18 protein-coding genes are annotated in these 23674 nt (G+C 65.1%); 3 read left to right on the forward strand and 15 right to left on the reverse strand.

The features are described from left to right. Positions 1–186: 186 nt before the first annotated feature. The 14 genes from rpoC to ACV7JP_RS11715 form a co-directional block, all read right to left on the reverse strand. Positions 187–4362, reverse strand: coding sequence for a DNA-directed RNA polymerase subunit beta' (gene rpoC, locus ACV7JP_RS11650; RefSeq protein WP_457795846.1), 4176 nt, complete (start codon positions 4360–4362; stop codon positions 187–189). A gap of 171 nt (positions 4363–4533) precedes the next feature. Beyond that, positions 4534–8670, reverse strand: a complete 4137-nt coding sequence (rpoB, locus tag ACV7JP_RS11655) for a DNA-directed RNA polymerase subunit beta (RefSeq protein ID WP_457795847.1) — start codon at positions 8668–8670, stop codon at positions 4534–4536. Between the two features lie 158 nt (positions 8671–8828). Further along, positions 8829–9209, reverse strand: a complete 381-nt coding sequence (rplL, locus tag ACV7JP_RS11660; RefSeq protein ID WP_457795848.1) for a 50S ribosomal protein L7/L12 — start codon at positions 9207–9209, stop codon at positions 8829–8831. Between the two features lie 45 nt (positions 9210–9254). Next, positions 9255–9770: a 50S ribosomal protein L10 gene (gene rplJ, locus ACV7JP_RS11665; protein WP_457795849.1), complete on the reverse strand. Its 516-nt coding sequence runs from the start codon at positions 9768–9770 to the stop codon at positions 9255–9257. Between the two features lie 637 nt (positions 9771–10407). Continuing rightward, positions 10408–10701 (reverse strand): hypothetical protein, encoded by a 294-nt coding sequence (locus ACV7JP_RS11670; RefSeq protein ID WP_457795850.1) that lies wholly within the window; start codon positions 10699–10701, stop codon positions 10408–10410. A 119-nt stretch (positions 10702–10820) separates the two neighbouring features. After that, positions 10821–13232, reverse strand: coding sequence for a phenylalanine--tRNA ligase subunit beta (pheT, locus tag ACV7JP_RS11675; RefSeq protein WP_457795851.1), 2412 nt, complete (start codon positions 13230–13232; stop codon positions 10821–10823). Beyond that, positions 13229–13687 (reverse strand): hypothetical protein, encoded by a 459-nt coding sequence (locus ACV7JP_RS11680; RefSeq protein ID WP_457795852.1) that lies wholly within the window; start codon positions 13685–13687, stop codon positions 13229–13231. The genes pheT and ACV7JP_RS11680 overlap by 4 nt, the downstream gene beginning before the upstream one ends. Continuing rightward, the gene (locus ACV7JP_RS11685; protein WP_457795853.1) at positions 13684–13995 is read right to left on the reverse strand and encodes a hypothetical protein; all 312 of its coding nucleotides are present in this window, start codon (positions 13993–13995) and stop codon (positions 13684–13686) included. The genes ACV7JP_RS11680 and ACV7JP_RS11685 overlap by 4 nt, the downstream gene beginning before the upstream one ends. A 15-nt stretch (positions 13996–14010) precedes the next feature. Then, positions 14011–15090, reverse strand: coding sequence for a phenylalanine--tRNA ligase subunit alpha (gene pheS, locus ACV7JP_RS11690; RefSeq protein ID WP_457795854.1), 1080 nt, complete (start codon positions 15088–15090; stop codon positions 14011–14013). Between the two features lie 217 nt (positions 15091–15307). Next, positions 15308–16285 (reverse strand): bifunctional enoyl-CoA hydratase/phosphate acetyltransferase, encoded by a 978-nt coding sequence (locus ACV7JP_RS11695; protein ID WP_457795855.1) that lies wholly within the window; start codon positions 16283–16285, stop codon positions 15308–15310. Between the two features lie 19 nt (positions 16286–16304). Further along, the gene (locus ACV7JP_RS11700; RefSeq protein ID WP_457795856.1) at positions 16305–16838 is read right to left on the reverse strand and encodes a DUF3280 domain-containing protein; all 534 of its coding nucleotides are present in this window, start codon (positions 16836–16838) and stop codon (positions 16305–16307) included. Continuing rightward, on the reverse strand, positions 16835–17596 hold the full coding sequence (locus ACV7JP_RS11705; protein ID WP_457795857.1) for a M48 family metallopeptidase: 762 nt from the start codon (positions 17594–17596) through the stop codon (positions 16835–16837). The genes ACV7JP_RS11700 and ACV7JP_RS11705 overlap by 4 nt, the downstream gene beginning before the upstream one ends. A gap of 95 nt (positions 17597–17691) precedes the next feature. Beyond that, positions 17692–18339, reverse strand: coding sequence for an SCO family protein (locus ACV7JP_RS11710; RefSeq protein ID WP_457795858.1), 648 nt, complete (start codon positions 18337–18339; stop codon positions 17692–17694). A 53-nt stretch (positions 18340–18392) separates the two neighbouring features. Next, positions 18393–18743, reverse strand: coding sequence for a hypothetical protein (locus tag ACV7JP_RS11715; RefSeq protein WP_457795859.1), 351 nt, complete (start codon positions 18741–18743; stop codon positions 18393–18395). A gap of 164 nt (positions 18744–18907) precedes the next feature. On the opposite strand from ACV7JP_RS11715, the gene ACV7JP_RS11720 reads away from it, so the two are divergent. Further along, positions 18908–20404, forward strand: coding sequence for a helicase HerA-like domain-containing protein (locus tag ACV7JP_RS11720; RefSeq protein ID WP_457795860.1), 1497 nt, complete (start codon positions 18908–18910; stop codon positions 20402–20404). 213 nt (positions 20405–20617) lie between these two features. Then, the gene (rpoH, locus tag ACV7JP_RS11725; RefSeq protein ID WP_457795861.1) at positions 20618–21499 is read left to right on the forward strand and encodes an RNA polymerase sigma factor RpoH; all 882 of its coding nucleotides are present in this window, start codon (positions 20618–20620) and stop codon (positions 21497–21499) included. 150 nt (positions 21500–21649) lie between these two features. On the opposite strand, the gene ACV7JP_RS11730 is transcribed toward rpoH, so the two are convergent. After that, positions 21650–22732: a M48 family metallopeptidase gene (locus ACV7JP_RS11730; protein WP_457795862.1), complete on the reverse strand. Its 1083-nt coding sequence runs from the start codon at positions 22730–22732 to the stop codon at positions 21650–21652. Positions 22733–22965: 233 nt separating this feature from the next. Here ACV7JP_RS11730 and ACV7JP_RS11735 point away from each other — a divergent pair, with 233 nt between their 5' ends. After that, positions 22966–23655: an SDR family oxidoreductase gene (locus ACV7JP_RS11735; protein WP_457795863.1), complete on the forward strand. Its 690-nt coding sequence runs from the start codon at positions 22966–22968 to the stop codon at positions 23653–23655. The last annotated feature ends 19 nt before the right edge of the window (positions 23656–23674 follow it).

A 23674-nucleotide genomic window follows, 5' to 3' on the forward strand; every position in this document is an offset into this window, starting at 1 on the left:
GGCGGAACAAAAGGCCGCCCGTTTCCGGGCGGCCTCCTAATCGTTGGCGCTTTCTCCTGTGTCATACGGTTTCCGCCTGATCACTTGGTTCGCGCGCCCCGTCATTGCGAGCCGAAGGCGAAGCAATCCAGAGCGTCGCCGCAGCTCCTGACGGCCGCACGGCGAATGAATCAAGCGGAACCGGCGTCACTCCGCCGGCGGCAGGGCCGGGGCGGGCTCCGCCCCTTCCGCGCGCTGCGTGATGATGAGATCGTCGCGACCGCTGGCGATGGAGCGGAACTTCGCCATCGCCGCGCCCGTGCCGGCCGGGATGAGGCGGCCGACAATGACGTTCTCCTTGAGGCCGACCAGCGGGTCGATCTTGCCGTTGACGGCGGCCTCGGTGAGGACGCGCGTCGTCTCCTGGAAGGAGGCGGCGGAGAAGAAGGACCGCGTCTGCAGCGACGCCTTGGTGATGCCGAGCAGCACCGGCGTGCCATGCGCAGGCTTGCCGCCATTCTCGATCGCCTTGGCGTTGGCCTCGTCGAGCTCGACGTGATCCACCTGCTCGCCTTCGAGGAAGCCGGTGTCGCCCGGATCGACGATGTCGATCTTCTGCAGCATCTGGCGCACGATCACTTCGATGTGCTTGTCGTTGATGTTCACGCCCTGCAGTCGGTAGACCTCCTGGATCTCGTTGACGAGATAGGCCGCAAGCTCCTCCACGCCCTTGATCGCCAGAATGTCGTGCGGCGCCGGATTGCCGTCGACGATATAGTCGCCCTTCTCGACGACGTCGCCGTCCTGAAGGTGAATATGCTTGCCCTTCGGGATCAGATATTCGACCGGCTCGGCGCCCTCCTCGCTCGGAATGATCGAGAGGCGCTGCTTGTTCTTGTAGTCGCGGCCGAACTGCACCGTGCCCGAGATTTCGGCGATGATCGCATGGTCCTTCGGACGGCGCGCCTCGAAGAGCTCGGCGACGCGGGGCAGACCGCCGGTGATGTCGCGGGTCTTGGCGCTTTCCACCGAAATACGCGCGACGATGTCGCCGGCCTTCACCGTGCCGCCGGGCTCGACCGCGATGATCGAGTCGACGGGCAGCAGGTAGCGGGCGTCGCCGCCGCGCTGCAGCTTGCAGATCTTGCCGTCCGGACCCTTGATGACGATCGAGGGCTTGAGGCTCGCCGAGCGCAGATTGAGGCGATAATCCATGACCATGCGCTTGGCGATGCCGGTCGATTCGTCGACCGTCTCCGACATGGACTGGCCTTCGACGAGATCCTCGAAGCCGATCACGCCGTCCACCTCGCTGATGATGGGACGCGTATAGGGGTCCCATTCCGCGATGCGCTGGCCGCGCTTGATCGCGTCGCCCTCGTCGACCTTCAGCTTGGCGCCGTATTGGATGCGGTTCACCGCGCGCTCGGCGCCGTCGGGGCCGAGGATCACCACGGCGACGTTGCGCGCCATGACGATCAGATCGCCGTCCGAGTTGCGGGCCACATGCCGGTTGCGGATGTGGACCGAGCCCTCGAAATTCGACTCGATGAAGGACTGGTCCGCGAGCTGCGCCGCGCCGCCGATGTGGAAGGTGCGCATGGTGAGCTGCGTGCCCGGCTCGCCGATCGACTGCGCCGCGATGACGCCCACGGCCTCGCCCATATTGACAGGCGTGCCGCGCGCGAGGTCGCGGCCATAGCACTTGGCGCAGACGCCGTTCTTGGCCTCGCAGGTGAGGACCGAACGGATCTTCACCTCCTGAATGCCGGCGGCGTTGATCGGCTCGATATGCCACTCCTGGATCATCTCGCCGGCCGGCACGATGACCTTGCCGTCCTGCGACTTGAGATCCTCCGCGGCCGTGCGGCCGAGAATGCGCGTCGCGAGCGAGGCGACGACCTGGCCGGCGTCGATGATCGCGCGCATGCGGATGCCGCTCGTCGAGCCGCAATCGGTGGACGAGATGATGGAATCCTGCGCGACGTCGACGAGACGGCGCGTGAGATAGCCCGAATTCGCGGTCTTCAACGCCGTGTCCGCGAGGCCCTTGCGGGCGCCGTGGGTGGAGTTGAAATATTCGAGAACGGTCAGGCCTTCCTTGAAGTTCGAGATGATCGGGCTCTCGATGATCTCGCCCGAGGGCTTGGCCATCAGGCCGCGCATCGCCGCGAGCTGCTTCATCTGCTGCGGCGAGCCGCGCGCGCCCGAATGCGACATCATGTAGATCGAGTTGATCGGCTTATCGCGGCCGTGCTCGTCCTTGCGCACCGCGGAGATGCGCTGCATCATCTCCTCGGCGAGCTTGTCCGTGCACTTCATCCAGGCGTCGACGACCTTGTTGTATTTCTCGCCCTGCGTGATCAGGCCGTCATTGTACTGCTGCTCATATTCCTTCGCGGCGGCGCGCGTCTCGGAGACGATCTTCTCCTTCGTCTCGGGAACGACCATGTCGTCCTTGCCGAAGGAGATGCCGGCCTTGAAGGCTTCGCGGAAGCCCGTCGCCATGATGCGGTCGCAGAAAATGACCGTCTCCTTCTGACCGCAATTGCGGTAGACGGTGTCGATCATGTTCGAGATTTCCTTCTTGGTCATCAGCTTGTTGACGACGTCGAAGGGAATCTTCGTGTGCCGGGGCAGGAGCTGGCCGAGGATCATGCGGCCCGGCGTCGTGTCGAAGATCTTCGACACGCGCTTGCCGTTCGCGTCCCAGGTCCAGCCGCGGCCCTTGATCCTGGTGTGCAGCGTGATGGCCTTGGCCGCGAGCGCGTGCTCGATCTCGCCCTGATTGGCGAAGCACATGCCCTGGCCCGGCTCGCCGTCGCGCTCCAGCGTCAGATAATAGAGGCCGAGAACGATGTCCTGCGACGGCACGATGATCGGTTGGCCATTGGCCGGGTGCAGGATGTTGTTCGTCGACATCATCAGCACGCGCGCTTCAAGCTGCGCTTCGAGCGACAGCGGCACATGCACGGCCATCTGGTCGCCGTCGAAATCGGCGTTGAAGGCCGCGCAGACGAGCGGATGCAACTGGATCGCCTTGCCCTCGATCAGCACCGGCTCGAAGGCCTGAATGCCGAGGCGGTGCAGGGTTGGGGCGCGGTTCAACAGAACCGGATGCTCGCGAATGACCTCGTCGAGAATGTCCCAGACCTCGGGCTTCTCCTTTTCGACGAGCTTCTTCGCCTGCTTGACGGTCGCCGAATAGCCCTTCGCGTCGAGGCGCGAATAGATGAAGGGCTTGAACAGTTCGAGCGCCATCTTCTTCGGCAGGCCGCATTGATGCAGCTTCAGCTCCGGGCCGACGACGATGACGGAGCGGCCCGAATAGTCGACGCGTTTGCCGAGCAGGTTCTGGCGGAAGCGGCCCTGCTTGCCCTTGAGCATGTCGGCGAGCGACTTCAGCGGACGCTTATTGGCGCCCGTGATGACGCGGCCGCGGCGGCCATTGTCGAACAATGCGTCGACGGCCTCCTGAAGCATGCGCTTCTCGTTGCGGATGATGATGTCCGGCGCGCGCAGCTCGATCAGCCGCTTGAGGCGGTTGTTGCGGTTGATGACGCGGCGGTAGAGATCGTTGAGGTCCGACGTCGCGAAGCGGCCGCCGTCGAGCGGCACGAGCGGACGCAGATCCGGCGGGATGACCGGGATTTCCTTCAGGATCATCCATTCCGGGCGGTTGCCGGACTGGATGAAGGCCTCGATGATCTTCAGGCGCTTGGCGAGCTTCTTGGGCTTGAGCTCGGTCTTCGCCTCGGCGATCTCCTGGCGCAGGCTGGCGGCGATGCCTTCGAGGTCCATCGACTCGAGCAGGCGGCGGATCGCCTCCGCGCCGATCATGGCCGTGAAGGTGTCCTGGCCATATTCGTCCTGCGCCGTCAGATACTCCTCTTCCGAGAGGAGCTGGCGTTCTTTCAGCGGCGTGAGGCCCGGATCGATGACGATATAGGACTCGAAATAGAGGATGCGCTCGAGGTCCTTCAGCGTCATGTCGAGCAGAAGGCCGATGCGCGAGGGCAGCGACTTCAGGAACCAGATATGCGCGACGGGCGCCGCGAGCGAGATATGGCCCATGCGGTCGCGACGGACGCGCGCGAGCGTGACTTCGACGCCGCATTTCTCGCAGATGACGCCCTTGTATTTCATGCGCTTGTACTTGCCGCACAAGCATTCATAGTCCTTGATCGGCCCGAAGATGCGCGCGCAGAACAGGCCGTCGCGCTCGGGCTTGAAGGTGCGGTAGTTGATCGTCTCGGGCTTCTTGATCTCGCCGAAGGACCAGGAGAGGATCTTCTCCGGGCTCGCGATCGAAATCTGAATCTGGTCGAAGGCCTGCGTCGCCACGACCGGATTGAAGAGATTCATGACCTCTTGCTGATTCATGGTCTTCTCCTGTGACGCGGGGGCGGAGGAGCCGCGCGACCTGCGTCGTAAAATCTCAAAACGAGGCGACGGCCGTCATTGCGAGCGCAGCGACGCAATCCAGAGCCGCGATGTGGTTCTGGATTGCTTCGTCGCTACGCTCCTCGCAATGACGGGCGACAGTCGCATGGACTATTCCGCAGCCTCCGCGGGCGGCGCAATCTCTTCCTCTTCCGGCGTCGCGTTGGTCAGCTCGACATTGAGCGCCAGCGATCGCATTTCCTTGATGAGCACGTTGAAGCTCTCGGGAATGCCGGACTCGAAAGTGTCGTCGCCGCGCACGATCGACTCATAGACCTTGGTGCGGCCGGCGACGTCGTCCGATTTCACGGTCAGCATTTCCTGCAGCGTGTAGGCGGCGCCATAGGCTTCGAGCGCCCAGACCTCCATCTCGCCGAAACGCTGGCCGCCGAACTGCGCCTTGCCGCCCAGCGGCTGCTGGGTGACGAGCGAGTAGGGGCCGATCGAGCGCGCATGGATCTTGTCGTCGACGAGGTGGTGGAGCTTCAGCATATAGATGTAGCCCACGGTCACCTTACGGTCGAAGGCCTCGCCCGTCCGGCCGTCGAAGAGCGTCACCTGGCCCGACGGGTCATGGCCCGCCTTGGTCAGCATGTCGACAATGTCCTTCTCGCGCGCGCCGTCGAAGACCGGCGTCGCGATCGGCACGCCGCGCCGCAGATCCCTCGTGGTCTCTAGCAGCAGGCCGTCGTCGAGCCTGTCGATCTCCTCGTCCTTGCCATAGACGTCGGTTAGCGCGCCGCGCAGGATCGAGGCGTCCCTCGACTTCATATAGGCGTTGACGGCCTTGCCCACCTGCTTGCCGAGGCCCGCGCAGGCCCAGCCGAGATGCGTCTCGAGAATCTGGCCGACATTCATGCGCGACGGCACGCCGAGCGGGTTCAGCACGATGTCCACGGGCGTGCCGTCCTCGAGGAAAGGCATGTCCTCCTGCGGCACGATGCGCGAGACGACGCCCTTATTGCCGTGGCGGCCGGCCATCTTGTCGCCGGGCTGGATCTTGCGCTTCACCGCGACGAAGACCTTGACCATCTTCATCACGCCGGGCGGCAGCTCGTCGCCGCGCTGCAGCTTCTCGACCTTGTCGAGGAAGCGGTTTTCGAGGCCCTTCTTCGACTCGTCGTACTGCTTGCGGACGGCCTCGATCGCGGCCATCAGCTCGTCGTCCTCGATGACGAAGGTCCACCATTGCGAGCGGGGATATTCGTCGAGGATCGCCTGAGTGAGCGCCTGATCCTTCTTGAAGCTCTTCGGGCCGGCGATCGCCTTCCTGCCGATCAGCGTCTCGCCGAGACGGGCGTAGACGTTGCGGTCGAGAATGGCGAGTTCGTCGTCGCGGTCCTTGGCGAGACGCTCGATCTCCTCGCGCTCGATCGCCTGCGCGCGCTCGTCCTTCTCGACGCCGTGGCGGTTGAAGACGCGCACCTCGACAATGGTGCCCTGAACGCCCGGCGGCACGCGCAGCGAAGTGTCGCGCACGTCGGAGGCCTTCTCGCCGAAGATCGCGCGCAGCAGCTTTTCTTCCGGCGTCATCGGGCTCTCGCCCTTGGGCGTGATCTTGCCGACGAGAATGTCGCCCGCCTGCACTTCGGCGCCGATATAGACGATGCCCGCTTCGTCGAGATTCTTCAGCGTCTCTTCCGAGACGTTGGGAATGTCGCGGGTGATCTCTTCGGGACCGAGCTTCGTGTCGCGCGCCATCACCTCGAATTCGTCGATATGGATCGACGTGAACACGTCCTCCTTCACGATGCGCTCGTTCAAAAGGATCGAGTCTTCGAAATTATAGCCGTTCCACGGCATGAAGGCGACGAGCACATTGCGGCCGAGCGCGAGGTCGCCGAGATCCGTCGACGGGCCGTCGGCGATGATGTCGCCCTTCTTGACGATGTCGCCGACGCGCACGAGCGGCTTCTGATTGATGCAGGTCGACTGGTTCGAGCGCTGGAACTTCATCAGCCGGTAGATGTCGACGCCGGGCTTGGCCGGGTCGAGCTCTTCCGTGGCGCGGATGACGATACGCGTCGCGTCGATCTGGTCGACGACGCCGGTGCGGCGCGCGGAGATGGCGGCGCCGGAGTCGGCGGCGACGACGGCCTCCATGCCCGTGCCGACGAGCGGCGCGTCGGCCTTCACCAGCGGCACGGCCTGACGCTGCATGTTCGAGCCCATGAGCGCGCGGTTGGCGTCGTCATTCTCGAGGAAGGGGATGAGCGCCGCGGCGACCGAGACGAGCTGCTTGGGCGACACGTCCATCGCGTCGACTTTTTCACGCGGAACAAGCATCACGTCGCCGGCGTGACGGCAGAGCACGAGGTCTTCCGTCAGATTGCCGTCGGCGTCGACCGGCGCATTGGCCTGGGCGACGTGATATTTCGCCTCTTCCATGGCGGAGAGATAGGCGACCTCGTTCGTCACCTTGCCGTCGCGCACGCGGCGGTAGGGCGCTTCGATGAAGCCGTATTTGTTGACGCGCGCGAAGGTCGCGAGCGAGTTGATGAGGCCGATATTCGGACCTTCCGGCGTCTCGATCGGGCAGATGCGGCCGTAATGCGTGGGGTGTACGTCGCGCACTTCGAAGCCGGCGCGCTCGCGCGTGAGGCCGCCCGGCCCCAGCGCCGAGAGACGACGCTTATGCGTGATCTCCGAGAGCGGGTTGGTCTGGTCCATGAATTGCGAGAGCTGCGACGAGCCGAAGAATTCGCGCACGGCGGCGGCGGCGGGCTTCGCGTTGATCAGGTCCTGCGGCATGACCGTGTCGATGTCGACCGAGGACATGCGCTCCTTGATGGCGCGCTCCATGCGCAGCAGGCCGAGGCGATACTGGTTCTCCATCAACTCGCCGACCGAGCGGACGCGGCGGTTGCCGAGATGGTCGATGTCGTCGATCTCGCCGCGGCCGTCGCGCAGATCCACGAGCGCCTTCACTACCGCGAGAATGTCCTCGCGGCGCAGCGTGCGCGTTGTGTCGGGCGCGTCGAGGTCGAGGCGCATGTTCATCTTCACGCGTCCGACGGCCGAGAGGTCGTAGCGCTCGGCGTCGAAGAACAGCGAATGGAACATGGCTTCCGCCGTGTCCATGGTCGGCGGCTCGCCCGGACGCATGACGCGGTAGATGTCGAACAGCGCTTCCTCGCGGTTCGAATTCTTGTCGACCGCGAGCGTGTTGCGGATATAGGGGCCGACATTGATATGGTCGATGTCGAGGATCGGCAGCTCGTCGAAGCCCTTTTCGAGCAGGAGCGGCAGCGTCTTCGCCGTAATTTCGTCGCCGGCTTCGGCGAAGATTTCGCCCGTGCCCGGATCGTAGAGATCCTGCGCGAGATACTGGCCGTAAAGATCTTCGGACGAGACGCGGATCGCCTTCACGCCCTTTTCGGCGAGCTGGCGCGCGGCGCGCACGGCGAGCTTCTTGCCGGCTTCGAGAATGACCTGGCCGGTGTCGGCGTCGATCATGTCGGCGACGGCCTTCACGCCCTTCATGCGCTCGGCGTCGAAAGGCATGCGCCAGTTCTCGCCGTCGGCCGTATAGGTGATGGTCTTGTAGAAGGTCGAAAGAATCTCTTCGCCGTCGAGGCCGAGCGCGAACAGCAGCGACGTCACCGGAATCTTGCGGCGGCGATCAATGCGCGCATACACAATGTCCTTGGCGTCGAACTCGATGTCGAGCCAGGAGCCGCGATAGGGAATGATGCGGGCCGCGAAGAGCAGCTTGCCGGAGGAGTGGCTCTTGCCCTTGTCGTGGTCGAAGAACACGCCCGGCGAGCGGTGCATCTGCGAGACGATGACGCGCTCGGTGCCGTTGACGATGAAGGTGCCGTTCGACGTCATGAAGGGCATGTCGCCCATATAGACGTCCTGCTCCTTGATGTCCTTGACCGACTTCGCCTGCGTGTCGGGATCGACATCGAACACGATGAGGCGCAGCGTCACCTTCAGCGGGGCGGCGAAGGTCATGCCGCGCTGGCGGCATTCGTCGACGTCATATTTCGGCTGCTCGAACTCGTAGCGGACGAATTCGAGAAGCGCGACGCCGGAGAAATCGGAAATCGGGAAGACGGATTTGAAGACGGACTGCAGACCCTCTTCGGGGCGCCCGCCCTTGGGCTCGTCGACAAGCAGGAACTGATCGTAGGAGGCCTTCTGCACTTCGATCAGATTGGGCATCGCCGCGGCTTCCCGGATGTGACCGAAGAATTTGCGGGTGCGCTTGCGACCGGTGAACTTGCGGGCCGACGTCTGAGCCATGTCGCTTTTCGAGCCTCTTCTTTGAAGCGAATAGCGAATAGCGAGCAGCGAGTAGAAAGGACTCTATTCGCCATTCGCCATTCGCTATTCGCTGTCTCCTTCAAACTCAAAGGCTCTCTCCCCGCGTGCGGGGAGAGAGAATGCGTGACGTTTGCCGCTTACTTGAGCTCGACCTTGGCGCCGACCTTCTCGAGGGTCGCCTTGATCTTCTCGGCCTCTTCCTTCGAAGCGCCTTCCTTGACGGGCTTCGGAGCGCCTTCGACCAGGTCCTTGGCTTCCTTCAGGCCGAGGCCGGTGATCGCGCGGACCTCCTTGATGACCTCAATCTTCTTGTCGCCGGCGGCGGCCAGGATCACGTTGAACTCGGTCTTCTCCTCGACGGCCGGAGCGGCGGCTCCGCCGGCGGCCGGAGCGGCGGCGACGGCCACCGCGGCGGCGGCGGAAACGCCCCACTTCTCTTCGAGGAGCTTGGCGAGCTCAGCCGCCTCGAGGACGGTGAGAGCCGAGAGGTCTTCGACGATCTTTTCGAGATTAGCCATTTATGTGCGTCCTTTGAATTTGGTTCAGTCTGGTAGGCGTGCCTCTTAGGCCGCGTCTTTCCTGGCGTAGGCGCCGAACACGCGCGCGAGCTTGGCGGCAGGCGCGGTCGAGAGCTGGGCGATCTTGGTCGCGGGCGCATTGATGAGGCCCACGAGCTTGGCGCGCAGTTCGTCGAGAGACGGCATGGTCGCAAGCGACTTGACGCCGTCGGAGTTCAGCAGCGTGGCCCCCATGGCGCCGCCCAAAATCACGAACTTGTCGTGATCCTTGGCGAAGGCCACGGCGACCTTCGGCGCCGCCACCGGATCGTCCGAATAGGCGATCAGGGTCGGCCCCTTGAGCAAGGGGCTGAAATTGGCGACGCTCGAGCCATCCAGAGCGATCTTGGCGAGGCGGTTCTTTGCGACCTGAACGGAGGCGCCCTCTTCGCGAGCCCGCTTGCGCAGGGCCTGCATCTGGGCGACCGTCAAGCCGGAGTAATGCGCCACGACCACCGAGCCGGCCTTCGAAAAGACCTGCTGGAGCGCCGCAACGGCTTCCTTTTTCTCCGCTCTATCCACGGTTGCTCTCTTCTAACAGGCGGGAAATCCCGCCGGTTGCGACATGCCGCCCGCGGGAAGCAGGCGGCGCCGTAGATCCTGTCCCCAGCGCTCCTCGCTCAAGAGCGAAGGCCCTGGTTGAAGGGGCGCGAACCAAATTCGAAGGACGTCGGCATGGAGCCGCCGGCCAAAAAATTCCGGTTTCCCCGTCTGTGCAGGCCGCCTCCGGACGACAGATTTCTCATGTCGTCCCTCGGCCGATTGAGCCGTTCGGGGCTGTGAATAACCCTTCGCGCGCGCCGGCAGTCTCGGACAGGACATGGCCGGACGGGACGCGAGGGCATAACCCCCGGGTCCGCCGGCCTATCCACCGCCATTCCCCTAAGCCGTTGACAAAGCCTTGGTTCAGGCGGAAGCTCCAAATTAGAAAACGGGGCTACGGGTGAAAGACGAGCCCCGGAACGGCCTATTTAATGGGCCTGCGCCCGTTTGCCAAGAGGTAAATTCCTTAGCTTGGTTCGGCTTCGTCCCTCGCTATGTCAGGATCGCCGTTCTTCCAAACGGATTCCCCGCCTTTTCGCATGGACAAATTCATCCATGCGCCCTTGCATAAATTCCAGCGTTTCGAGCCGAATTCCCGGGATTGGAAATATGTCGCTCACCGGCGACCGGGCGTGAACTCCATTCTCACGCGTCCGCCACGGGCGTGGGCGCCGCCCCGGCCATCGCCATGAGCGGCGGCCGTCCGGCGCGCGGCGCCGCTCTTGCCGCCGCCGCTTCCCTTCTCGCCCTCGCTCGCGACGCCCGGATAGGTCGCGCCGCGCTGGCCGCGCATGGGACCGAAGGAGGCGAGGCAGAGATTATAGGCGTTCGCCTCCTTGATCGCTTCGCAATCGTCAATGGTCCGGGGAGCGGCCGCGGCGGGGGCGGCGAAAAGGAAAGCGGCGAACAACCAAGCGAATCCGTCATTGCGAGGAGCGCAGCGACGACGCAATCCAGCAGCGGCGCCGCTGCTCTGGATTGCTTCGCTCCGCTCGCAATGACGGACAAGCGGTCGCAAGTTCGCGAGCCTCACCGCAGCTCCGCCCCGCATTTCCTCTCCGCCTCCGCCACGATCTTCTGCGCCACGGCGTCGATCTCGGCGTCGGTGAGCGTCTTCTCGCGCGGCTGCAAAGTGACGGCGACGCCGATGGACTTCTTCCCCTCCGGCACGCCGACGCCTTCATAGACGTCGAAGACGTCGACATTCGTAATGAGCGACTTGTCCGCGCCCGCGACGGCCTTCACGAGATCGCCGGCCTTCGCCGCGCGATCGACGAGGAAGGCGAAGTCGCGCGAGAGCGGCTGAAGGTCTGAAAGCTCCAGCTTCGGCTTGATCCTGGTGGGCTTCGCCTTGGGCGCCGGCAGAAGGTCGAGCAGGATCTCGAAAGCGGCGATCGGCCCTTCCACGTCGAGCGCCTTCAGCGCGCGCGGATGCAATTCGCCGAAATGGCCGATGACGGCCTTGGGGCCGAATTGCAGCGTCGCGGAGCGGCCGGGATGGAACCAGGCGGGGCCGCCCGGCGCGACCTGCAGGCCGCCCGTCGCGACGCCGAGCGCGTCGAGCAGCGCCATGACGTCGGCCTTGGCCTCGAAAGCGCCGGCGCGGCGCGGCGCGGCCGACCAATGGCGGCCCGCGCCCGCAAGGCCGCGTCGAATGCCGGCGGCGGCGAGGCGCTGGCCTTTTTCGGTGGGGTCGACGAAGATTTGGCCGACTTCGAAAAGGTCCTGGTCGCCCAATCCCCGCGCGGCGTTGCGATGGGCTGCGGCCACGAGGCCCGGCAGCAGGCTCGGCCGCATGTCGGAAAGGTCGCTCGCAATGGGGTTGGCGAGCTTCAGCCCCGCCGAGCCGCCGCCGAAGGCCTCGGCCTGTTCCCCGGAGATGAAGGACCAGGTGACGGCCTCGACGAGGCCCTGAGACGCCAGCGCGCGGCGGGCGTTGCGGGCGCGCTTCTGCATCGGCGTCAGCACCGGGGCCGCGACGCCTTCCGCGCGGGGCAGGGGCGTCGAGGGCACATTGTCGACGCCGAGAATGCGGACGATCTCCTCGACAATGTCCGCCTTGCCCTCTATGTCCGGGCGCCAGGTGGGCGCGGCGATCTTCGCGCGGTCCTCGCCCGCCTTCTCGACCGTGAAGCCAAGACGCTCGAGAATGGCTGTCGCCTCGGCTTGCGAGACGTCGACGCCCGCGAGACGCTGCGTCTCGCTCCAGGGGAAATCGACGACCTTCGTCTCGCGCGGGACGGCGCCGGCGATGAAAAGCTCCGACGGTTCGCCGCCGCATAAATCGAGCACGAGCTGCGTCGCGAATTCGATCCCCGGCAGCGCGAAGGCCGGATCGACGCCGCGTTCGAAACGATAGCGGGCGTCGGTGACGATGCCAAGCTTGCGGCCGGTGTGGGCGATATTTTGCGGATCCCACAGCGCGGTCTCGATCAGCACGTCGGTCGTGTCGTCATTGCAGCCCGAAACCTCGCCGCCCATGACGCCCGCGATGGATTCGACGCCATTCTCATCGCAAATGACGACCATGGTCTCGTCGAGCTCATGCGTCTTGCCGTCGAGCGCGAGCAGCGCCTCGCCTTTCTTCGCCTTTCGAACGGCGAGAGAGCCCTTCACCTTCTTCGCGTCGAAGACATGCAGCGGGCGCGCGCGGTCGAAGGTCAAATAATTGGTGATGTCGACGAGCGCGTTGATCGGACGCAGGCCGATTTCGCGCAGACGCTTTTGCAGCCAGATCGGGCTTGGCCCGTTCTTCACGCCCCGCACGAGGCGCAGGCCGAAGAAGGGCGCGAGATGCTTCTCGTCTTCCGCGAAATCCAGCGTCACGCAGACAGGGCAGGGGAATTTGCCCTCGACGGGGAGAATGTCCTTCTCCTTCAGCACGCCGAGTCCCGCCGCGGCGAGATCGCGCGCGATTCCATGGACGCCGGCGGCGTCGGGGCGGTTCGGCGTGAGATTGATCTCGATGACCGGATCGTCGAGCCCCGCCCATTGCGCATAGACGGCGCCGACCGGCGCATCCTCGGGCAATTCGATGATGCCGTCGCTTTCCGTCGCGAGCTCCAGCTCCTCGAAGGAGCACAACATGCCGAGCGACTCGACGCCGCGAATGACGCCCTTGCCGAGCGTGATCTTCTTGCCGGGGATGTAGGTTCCCGGCGCGGAGAAGACGCTCTTCAGTCCCGCGCGCGCATTGGGCGCGCCGCAAACGACCTGAACGAGTTCGGGAGCGCCCGTATCGACCTTGCAGACGCGCAGCCGGTCGGCGTTCGGGTGCTGCGTCGCCTCGACGATCTGCGCGACAGTGAAATCCTTGAGCTGCGCGGCGGGGTCGTGCACATGCTCGACTTCGAGGCCGATGCGCGTGAGCGTCTCGACGATGTCGGCGAGTGCGGCGGCAGTGTCGAGATGCTCTTTGAGCCAGGAGAGGGTGAGTTTCATGAGCGGTTCTTGAAGAGGAGTGTGACGGCCAAAGCTTTGCGATCTTCCCTGCTCAGGCCTTCAAGAAGCGTGATGGCCAGCTTCGCGGAGGCGAGATGCTGCGCGCAGGTTTTCGCTGTGTAGAGATTGCGCATCGGAAGGTAGTCGGAGCGATGGCGTTCGCTCTGTAACTGAGCGATCAGGATGCCGAGCTGCTTGAGTTGCATATCCGCATTCAGCGGCGGGCCGTTAAAGACGCTTTTCAACGATCCGTGCTCCAATGCTCGATAAACTCTTTCGAACTCGTAAGAGCTCGTCCTGACGCCGCCAAGCATTTCGCGCGCGCACATTTCCGCGATCGCATGAAAGACCGCGTAATAGGCTGTGCTCACGGCCCTCCGTTTAAACGTCGCGTTTTTTGCTCCGTTCTTTGCGGTTTCATCCGCCAAGCGCAGCAGCGATTGCACCATGGTCATGACGCTTGCTGTCGCCCTGGTTCCTGATCGTCTTCCTCCTCGTCGAGTTGTTCGGAAGACACCTCAATATCTAGAAATACGTAGCGATCGTCGCCGAGGCGATGGAGTTCGTCTTGGATCGCGGTATTGGCCGCCAATCTCAGCCGTGCGTCTTCGACAGGGATTTCCGAGACTGCAGTGACGCGCACGATTTCTTCTCCGTCGAAATCCTGTTCGGATTCCACCCGGCAATCGACGATCTTGCTCGACGCCAACTGGCTCTTGAGCACGTTTTCGGCAATTTTTTGGATTTCGGAGTTCTGCATCATGCGTCTCTCCCTTTTTCACCCGCTCAACCCGCCCGCAAGCGTCGGGAAATCCAGCGGCCTAAAGCCGTAATGCGCCAGCCAGCGCGTGTCGGCGTCGAAGAAGGCGCGCAGGTCCGACATGCCGTATTTCAGCATGGCGAGGCGGTCGATGCCGACGCCGAAAGCGAAGCCCTGATAGACGTCGGGGTCGTGGCCGCAATTCTTCAGCACGTTCGGATGCACCATGCCGCAGCCCAGAATCTCCATCCAGTCCTCGCCCTCGCCGAAGCGTATTTCGCCGCCCTGGCGCCGGCACTGGACGTCGACTTCCATCGACGGCTCGGTGAAGGGGAAGAAGGAGGGGCGGAAGCGCAGCTTCACGCCCTTCACCTCGAAGAAGCTCTTGAGGAATTCCTCCAGCACCCACTTCAGATGACCCATATGCGTCGACTGGTCGATGACCAGGCCCTCGATCTGATGGAACATCGGCGTATGCGTCTGATCGAAGTCGCAGCGATAGACGCGGCCGGGGCAGATCACGCGGATCGGCGGCTGCTGCGAGAGCATGGTGCGCACCTGCACGGGGCTCGTATGCGTGCGCAGCAGCTTCTTCTCGCCCGCTTCCGGCGCAAGGAAGAAAGTGTCCTGCATCTCGCGCGCCGGATGCCCCTCCGGGAAGTTCAACTTCGTGAAATTATAGTCGTCGCTCTCTATGTCTGGCCCTTCCGCCACGGCGAAGCCCATATCGGCGAAGATGACGGCGAGCTCGTCCATCACCTGCGAAATGGGGTGAATGCGGCCGCGCTCCAGCGGGCTCGTCGCGGCGGGGAGCGTCACGTCGAGCGTCTCGGATTTGAGACGCGCCTCCAGCGCCGCTTCGGCCAGCTCGGCGCGGCGGGAGGCGAGCGCCTCGGTCGCCTTGTCCTTCAAGGCATTGATCTTGGCGCCTTCGGTCTTGCGTTCTTCGGGCGACATTTTGCCCAGCGCCGAAAGCAGCGCCGAAATCGCGCCCTTCTTGCCCAGCGCGGCGAGGCGCACCGCCTCGAGCGCCGGTTCGTCCTGAGCCTCGGCGATCTGGCGCAGCGTGTCTTCTTCGAGTTTCGCGATGTCGGTCATGTCGGCGTCTGTGAAGGGCGGGATCCTTCTCCCTCCTGTTTCGAGACGGCTCCTTCGAAGCCTCCTCAGCATGAGGGAGACGGGCGGTATCGTTCCCTCATGCTGAGGAGCCCGCGACAGCGGGCGTCTCGAAGCGCGAGGGAACGAAAAGCTTCCGCCGGGAAATCTTTCGGTCGGCGGCGTTTCTGCCATGCGCGGGGGCGTCTTGTCGAGGCGGCTACGCCGTCGGGCGGGGCCGGTGGGCGAAAAGCTGCGCCAGCGCCGAGGAGGCGACGCGCGACGCCACATCGTCGGCCCGGCTCGTCAGCACGATGGGGACGCGGGCGCCCAGCACGACGCCGGCCGTGTCCGCCCCGGCGAGGAAGACGAGCTGCTTGGCGAGAATATTGCCGGATTCGAGGTCCGGGGCGACGAGAATGTCCGGGTCGCCCGCCACCTCGGAGACGATATGCTTGGCCTCCGCCGCTTCGCGGGAAATGGCGTTGTCGAATGCAAGCGGCCCATCGAGCAAAGCCCCGGCGATCTGGCCGCGGTCGGCCATCTTGCAGAGCGCCGCGGCCTCGACTGTGGAGGGAATCTTGGCCTCGACCGTTTCGACCGCCGACAGCACCGCCGCCTTCGGCCGCGCGATCCCGATGGCGTGGGCGAGGTCGACCGCGTTGCGGACGATGTCGCGCTTGATGTCGAGCGTCGGCGCGATGTTGATCGCCGCGTCGGTGACGAACAGCAGCTTATGATAGGTCGGGGCGTCGATCACGAAGACATGGCTGATGCGCCGGTCGGTGCGCAGTCCCGTGCCCTCGCGGACCACGGCGGCCATCAGCTCGTCCGTATGCAGCGCGCCCTTCATGATCGCATGGACCTTGCCGCGCCGGGCCAGCTCCACGGCCTGGTCCGCCGCCGCATGGCTGTGGGGCGCCTCGACCACGTCGACATCCTCGAGCGAGACCCCGGCCTCGCGCGCGGCGGCCTCGATCTTCTTGCAGGGGCCGATGAGGGTGGGGACGATCAGCCCCTTGTCGCGCGCGGCGAGCGCCCCTTCCAGCGACGGGCGGTCGCAAGGATGCGCGACGCCCATCCGTATCGGCGGCAAGGCGCGCGCGCGGTCGATGAGCGCGTGGAGCAAGGCGCCGCGCGGACGGGAAAAGACGGCCGACCAGGGCGGAGAGGCTGTCTTTTTCTGGCTCTCGTTCATCGAACGCCTTGCCTTCCAGTCAAGTCACGGGATCGCGCGCGATCCGCTCGGCGAAGAATTTCGCGGCGCGCGTATAGGAATTGTCGTTGTCGCCCCGAAAGTCGAAGCCCTGATGATAGATAAGCTCGCCGGACGACGCGCGTGTGATGGAGACGCCCATGCTTAGAATGAGCGTGCTCACCTTGTTGACGAGCCCGGTCATGACGAGATCGGCGCCGGCCTTGCGGCCGAGATCCCCGATGCAATTGCAGGTGCGCAAAAAGGTCTGCGCCCCGATCCGGTCGAGATCGCCCTGGATCGGCGCGCGGTCGACGATCTCATAGACGCCGCGCGCCGCCAGACCCGAAGCAATCGCGTCGCGCGCGGCGGCGAGCCGGCGGGCATGGTCGGCGCGCTGATCGCCCGGCTCCTGGGAAGTGTCGACGATCTCGAAATCGAGAATAAGAAGACGCCTGCCGCTCCCGCCGCCGGCCATCGCCATTTCAGCTTTCGAATTGGCGGCGAAAAAAAGCGACGCCGCAGCGGCGATCAGGCGGCGCCGATCCAACGTCATCCCTTGGCTCCATATTTATGCAAATGCGCGCCATGCGCCGAGAGCCAGGTTTCGGCGTGGTCCGTATCGGGACACAAACGGCGCGCCAGCGACCAGAAGCGCGGCGAATGGTCGAGATGGACGAGATGCGCCACCTCATGCGCCGCAAGATAGTCGAGAACGAAAGGCGGCGCCATGATCAGCCGCCAGGAGAAATTGAGCGAGCCGGACGAGGAGCAGGAGCCCCAGCGGCTCACCGGATCGCGCAGGCCGACGCCGCGCGGCGGAAGGCCCAGCGCCGATGTGTGGCGCGCGACGGCGTTTTCGAGATCGCGCCGCGCCTCGCGCTTGAAATGGTCCTGCACGCGCCGATGCACATGCTCGGACTGTCCGGCGACGCAGAGCGCGATGCGCGTCTCGACGTCCTCCCGCTCTTCCGTCCATACCGTGCCGCGCCTTTGCGGCAGATGGATCAGCGCATGATCGACCCCGCGCAGCGGAATGACGGAGCCATGCGCGAAAGGGATCGTCGCCGGCAGGCGATTGAGCCGCGCCGCGATCCAGGCCGCGTGACGTTCGGCGAAGGCGCGCGCGTCGCGCAGCGAGGCGCGGCTCGGCATGGTGAGAACGGCGTCGCGCGCCGCGAAGCGGACGCGCAAGGTGAATCGTCGCGCGGCGGGCGCGCGGCGCAAGGCGACGACGATCGTCTCGCCAGCGTGCTCGAGAGTGATGAGAGACGAACCGTTGCGGCCGGGTCCGTCACGCAGGAGTCGAAGCATGCGGGCATGCTAACGAAAGGCGCCGCGAGTCGCGAGTTCGAAAAACGCAAGGCGCGCAAAAAAATCGCTTGCCTACGTTTGCGCGCCGCGTCGCCCTAAAGATAACGCGCGAGCTCCTTGGCCGCTTCTTCCGGTTTGCGGCCGACATTGAAGGAGGTCACGAAGCGGCCGTTCTTGTCCATCAGATAGACGACGGTCGTGTGATCCACGGCGTAATCTTCTTCCTTGCCGGGCGCGCGCTTCGAATAGATGCGGTAGCTGCGCAGCATCGGCTCGAGCTGCGCGCGCGGGCCGGTGACTCCGATGATGCGGGAGTCGAAGCTGGCGAGATAGTCCTTCAGCACGTCCGCCGTGTCGCGCTCGGGATCGACCGTCACGAACAGGCCGCCAATATTCGCGTCGGGACCGAGCGCGCGCATGATCTCCGACATTTCGAAGAGCGTCGTATGGCAGACGTCGGGGCAATGGGTGTAGCCGAAGAAGATCAGGAACGGCTTGCCGAGCAGGTCCTTTTCGCTCACCTGCCGGCCGGCGTGCGAGGTGAGTTGGAACGGGCCGCCAATGGCCGAGGCCGGCGGCGCCGGCGGCGTGTTGCTCGTCATCGCGACGAAGACGCCGAAGATCAGCGCGAAGGCCGCGCCGGCGCCGATGAGCAGCGTCCTCGATACGGCGGGACCCTTCGGCGCGTTCTTCTCGCCGCGCCGCGCCGCCCTGCCGTTGCCTTTCACCGACCCTCTGGACATGTTTAGCTTTCCTGCTTGCTGTTTCGCGCGGTTCCCGTCGCGGGGCGCTTCGGCTAGTCGACGAGAATGATGTGGGCGTTGCCGCACAGATCGACGTCGCCGGCGTCCTTGAAGTCCTCGAAGGCCCAGCGCGCCTGATACAGGCATCCGTCTCCGCCGGACAGCGGAAGGCTTGCGCTCGCGCCCGCGGCGAGCGGCTTCTCCAGCTTGCCGACGACGGTCTCGGGCGTCCTGTCGCTCGCGGGCGACACGATCTCGAAATCGAGCAGCGCCACAAGGCGTTTGTTCTCCAGATCGACGGCGGCTGCAAGCTTGAGCGGCATGGGACGCGGCTCAGCCGCCCCGCCGACGGGCGTCCCCGCGCCCAGGGCCAACATGCCGATGACTGCCAGAACTGCCCGCATATCCTTCCCCTCGCGCCGGAACTTATCCCGGTCCGCTTGTTTCGCCAAGGCGCGGACGCCGGCGGGCGCCGGCGCCGGCTCCTGCGCGGATGCGGCGCGGGCGGGAATGATGTAGCCTCGCAAGGGTCCCTGATTCCGACAAAGGGCGCAGCAAGAGCCGATCGATGAGCGAAAGCCCCAACGCCGTTCCTGGAAAGATTCTCGTCGGCGCCACGCATGACGGCGCGCGCGCCTATCGCTATCTCACTCTGTCGCTCGGCAACCGCCATGGCCTGATCTCCGGCGCGACCGGCGGCGGCAAGACCGTGTCGCTGCAAGTGCTGGCGGAAGGCTTCTCCAATGCGGGCGCGGCGGTCTTTCTCGCCGATGTGAAGGGGGACCTGGCCGGGCTCTCTCAAGCGGGGGACGCCAAGCCCGCCTTCGTCAAGCGCGCGAAGGAAATCGGACTCGATTACCAGGCGGATCGCTTTCCCGTCGTTTTCTGGGACGTGTTCGGCGAGCAGGGCCATATGGTGCGCGCCACGGTGTCGGAAATGGGGCCGCTGCTCATTGCGCGCCTGCTCGATCTGAACGACACGCAGGAAGGCGTGCTCAACATCGTGTTCAAGATCGCGGATGAGCGGCAGCTTTTGCTGCTCGATCTTAAGGACCTTCGCGCCGCGCTAACTCATGTCGCGGAAAACGCCGCCGAATACAAAGTCAAATACGGCAATATCGCGCCCGCCAGCGTCGGCGCCATTCAGCGTCAGCTCCTGGTGCTGGAGACGCAAGGGGGCGACAAATTCTTCGGCGAGCCGCAGCTCGACATCATGGATTTCATCCGCACGGATCGGGACGGGCGCGGCGTCGTCAACATTCTCGCCGCCGAAAAGCTCATGCGATCCCCGAAGCTTTACGCGACGTTCCTCTTATGGCTTCTCTCGGAGCTGTTCGAGACGCTGCCCGAGGTCGGCGACCTCGACAAGCCGAAGCTCGTCTTCTTTTTCGACGAGGCGCATCTTCTCTTCAACGATGCGCCCAAGGCGCTGCTCTCGGCCATCGAGCAGGTCGTGCGCCTCATCCGCTCGAAGGGCGTCGGCGTTTACTTTGTCACGCAAAATCCACTCGATGTGCCGGACACGGTGCTCGGCCAGCTCGGCAACCGCATCCAGCACGCCTTGCGCGCCTTCACGCCGCGCGATCAGAAGGCGGTTCGCGCGGCGGCCGAGACCTTTCGCAAGAACCCGTCCTTCGACACGGCGGACGCGATCATGCATCTTGCGGTGGGCGAGGCGCTCGTCTCCATGCTCGGCGACAAGGGCGCGCCGGAAATGGTCGACCGCGTGCTGATCGCGCCGCCGTCGGCCCGCGTCGGCCCGATAACGCCGCAAGAGCGCGCTGCGGCGATGGCGGATAGCAAGTTCGCCGGAAAATACGACCAGGCCGTGGACCGCGATTCCGCCTTCGAAACCTTGCAGGGCGGCGGACCCGGCAAAAGCGGCGGCGTGCTCGGCGGCGTCATTGGCGGGGTGCTCGGCGCGCTGTTCGGCTCCGCCAAAGGCAAGCGCCTGTCGCCCGCCGAAGCCGCCATGCGCTCCGCCGTGCAGAGCGCCGCGCGCGAGGCGGGCACGCGCATCGCCAAGGAGATCCTGCGCGGCGTGCTCGGCACGATGAGTAAATAAGAACCTGACGCAAGAGCGGGGAAGGCGCGTCCGCTCCGCTTCCGTCATCCAATCATTACGGAATCTTAATCCCGACTTTAGCGACTTGTCACGCGGGAGTCATTTTCCCGCCCGGACTTTCCGGCCTATACTACCCTAGTTGCGATCGGCGAGTAGCGCGATCGACCATTGCGGGCCCGCCGACGCCCGGGAGCCCGCCAGGAGGGACGCAATATGGCGAATTCCTTGCCTATCGTCGCGGAAGGCGGCCTTGCCCGCTACCTCGCCGAAATTCGTCGTTTCCCCATGCTGGAGCCGCAGCAGGAGTACATGCTCGCCAAGCGTTGGCGCGAGCATGAAGACCCCAAGGCCGCCCAGCAGCTCGTCACCTCGCATCTGCGCCTAGTCGCGAAGATCGCTATGGGCTATCGCGGCTACGGCCTGCCGATCGGCGAAATCATCTCGGAGGGCAATGTCGGCCTGATGCAGGCCGTCAAGCGTTTCGAGCCCGACCGCGGCTTCCGTCTCGCCACTTATGCGATGTGGTGGATCCGCGCCTCGATTCAAGAATATATCCTGCGCTCCTGGTCGCTCGTGAAAATGGGCACCACCGCGAGCCAGAAGAAGCTTTTCTTCAACCTGCGCAAGGCCAAGAGCCGCATCTCCGCTTTCGAGGAAGGCGACCTCAGGCCCGAGAATGTCGAGAAGATCGCGACGCGCCTCGGCGTCTCCCAGCAGGACGTGATCGAGATGAACCGCCGCATGAGCGGCGACGCCTCGCTCAACGCGCCGCTGCGCGAGGAAGGCGAGGGCGAGTGGCAGGATTGGCTCGTCGACGAGAGCGACGACCAGGAGCGCATTCTCGCCGCGCAGGAGGAGAACAATAACCGTCTCACGGCCCTGCGCGGCGCGCTGGACGTGCTGAACCCCCGCGAACGCCGCATCTTCGAGGCCCGCCGCCTCGCCGACGATCCGGTGACGCTGGAGCGGCTCTCCGAGGAGTTCGGCGTCTCCCGCGAGCGCGTGCGCCAGATCGAGGTCCGCGCCTTCGAGAAGGTGCAGGCCGCGGTGAGGAGCGGCGTGGCGCAAATGGAGCACGCGGCGGCGGCGGTTTAATCCCCTCTCCCCGCAGGCGGGGAGAGGGTTAAGGTGAGGGGCAAGGCGATCGTAGCTCTCCTGGCGTAGGTCGCGGCTAATGACCGAGCTTCCTCGCCTCGGCTCGCCCCTCACCCCAGCCCTCTCCCCGTGAAACGGGGAGAGGGGGCCTTATTCGCAAATCGCCTTCAGCGCCTTCCACTCCTCCACGCTCAGCAGCGGGGCCGCCGTCTCGCTTTTGTTTGCCCTCGCGAGCCGGGCCAGCCGGTCCTCGCTCAGCGGGTGGTCCTGGAGGATGCTCAGGGGACCGCCCTCATTCTCGCCCGTGATCCGAATCAGCAATTCGCCCATGGGCTTGGCCGGCCGGCCGAGCGCGGCCATGGTCTGCGCTGCGAAGGCGTCCGCCTGGGTTTCGTTCTCACGCGAATGGGCGGCGTTGAGGATCGAATTGCCGACGACGACCATGGCCGCGCCGCCGCTGACGTCGCCGAAGACGAGGCCGACCAGAAGCGCCGTGCCGCCTGTCGCGATGATGCGGCGCAGATGGTCTCTATGCTCCAAATGGCCGAGCTCATGGGCGAGGACGCCGGCGATCTCGTCTTGCGACTGGGCCTTGTCCAGAAGGCCCGATAGCAGATAGACCTTGCCGCCCGGCAAGGCGAAGGCGTTCGGCGTCTTCGAGGAGATCGCCTCGATCGTCGCCGGCAGGCGCAGATGCGAGGCCTCCTGCAGCCGCTGCGAGATTTTCCTCAGGGCCGCGGCGCCCGCGGGCGCGGCGCAGCTCTTGCCGGAAAAGCTCTTGCGCACCTCTTCGTCGGCGCTCTCGCCGAGCTTTTTCTCCCACGCATCCGGGATGACCGGCGCGATGATCCCCGCCATGCGCGGCACGCCGCCCCAGAGGAAGGCGCCGAACAAGGCCGCCGCCGCGAGGCCATAGGCGAGCCGTTTGCGCCCTTCCGGATTGGGCGGCGCTTTCTCGCCAGCGAGCAGCGGGCAGTGGCGCTCGACCTCCGCCTGAGTCGCCGGGTCGTCGATCTCGAGCCAGGCGCCCTTTGGCGCGCCGAGCGCCCTGATCCGCATGACGCCGCCCGGCGGCGGCAGGCGGCGCACTTCCGCGTAGGGCCAGGCGGCGAGCAGGGCGCCGTCCTCCATAATCTCCAGCGCGGGGCCGAAGACGAGCCCGACCGCGCGGCGCTTCCCGGCGCGGCCGTCGAAATAGCAGGCGCCGCCGCTCGGGCTCTCTTGCCCCGTCATGACCTTCTCCCCCTGCGCCCGCAGCGCCTTGTCACTCGAATTGACGGGCTGTTCGGAGGACGTTCATTCTCCTGCCGCGGCCCTGGGATTGCTTCGCTTCGCTCGCAAAGACGGCGGAAAACATGAGCGGGAAGGCCGGCAATTGGAGTGACGCAAACTAGTAGCATTACGAGCGCCCAAGACAAGGCGCCGCGCTATATGGGACGTCGAGCGGGACCAAGGAGATTTCATCCATGTCGCATTGGCTGATCGCCGGCGCGAGCCGGGGCATTGGACTGGAGCTGGCGCGCCAGCTCGCGGCGCGCGGCGAGCGCGTGACGGCGAGCGTGCGGAGCGATCGGGGCCGCGCCGCGCTCGAGGCGGCGCTCGCGCCGACGGGGAGCAAGGGGCGCGTGCTGGTTTTCGACACGCGCGACGAACGGCAAATCCGGGCCGCGGCGGCCGAGGTGACGGAACCGGTCGACGCGTTGATCGCCAATGCCGGCGCCTATGGGCCGGAGCGCCAGAGCGCGCTCGACATGGATTTCGGCGGCGTGCTCGATCTTTTCAACGTCAACGCGCTCGGGCCGCTGCGCGTCGCCCAGGCCTTTCTGCCGCTGGTGCGGCGGGGCGAACGGCCGCGCATCGCGATGATGTCGAGCGTGCTCGGCTCCATGTCGCTGGAAGGGACGTTCAATGTAGGCTATCGCGCCTCGAAAGCCGCGTTGAACAAGTTCACGCAATGCCTCGCCGACGATCTGAAGCCGGAAGGGATCGCCGTCGTCACCCTGCATCCGGGCTGGGTGCGCACCGATATGGGCGGGCCGAACGCCACGCTCTCCGTCGAGGAAAGCGCCAGGGGCATTCTTCGCGTCGTGGAGGAGCTTACGCTTTCCGGCACGCGGCGATATCTCGACTATCTCGGCAATGAAATCGACTGGTGAGCCAAGGGGCGGGTGAACA

This window comes from Methylocystis sp. S23 (assembly GCF_054106005.1).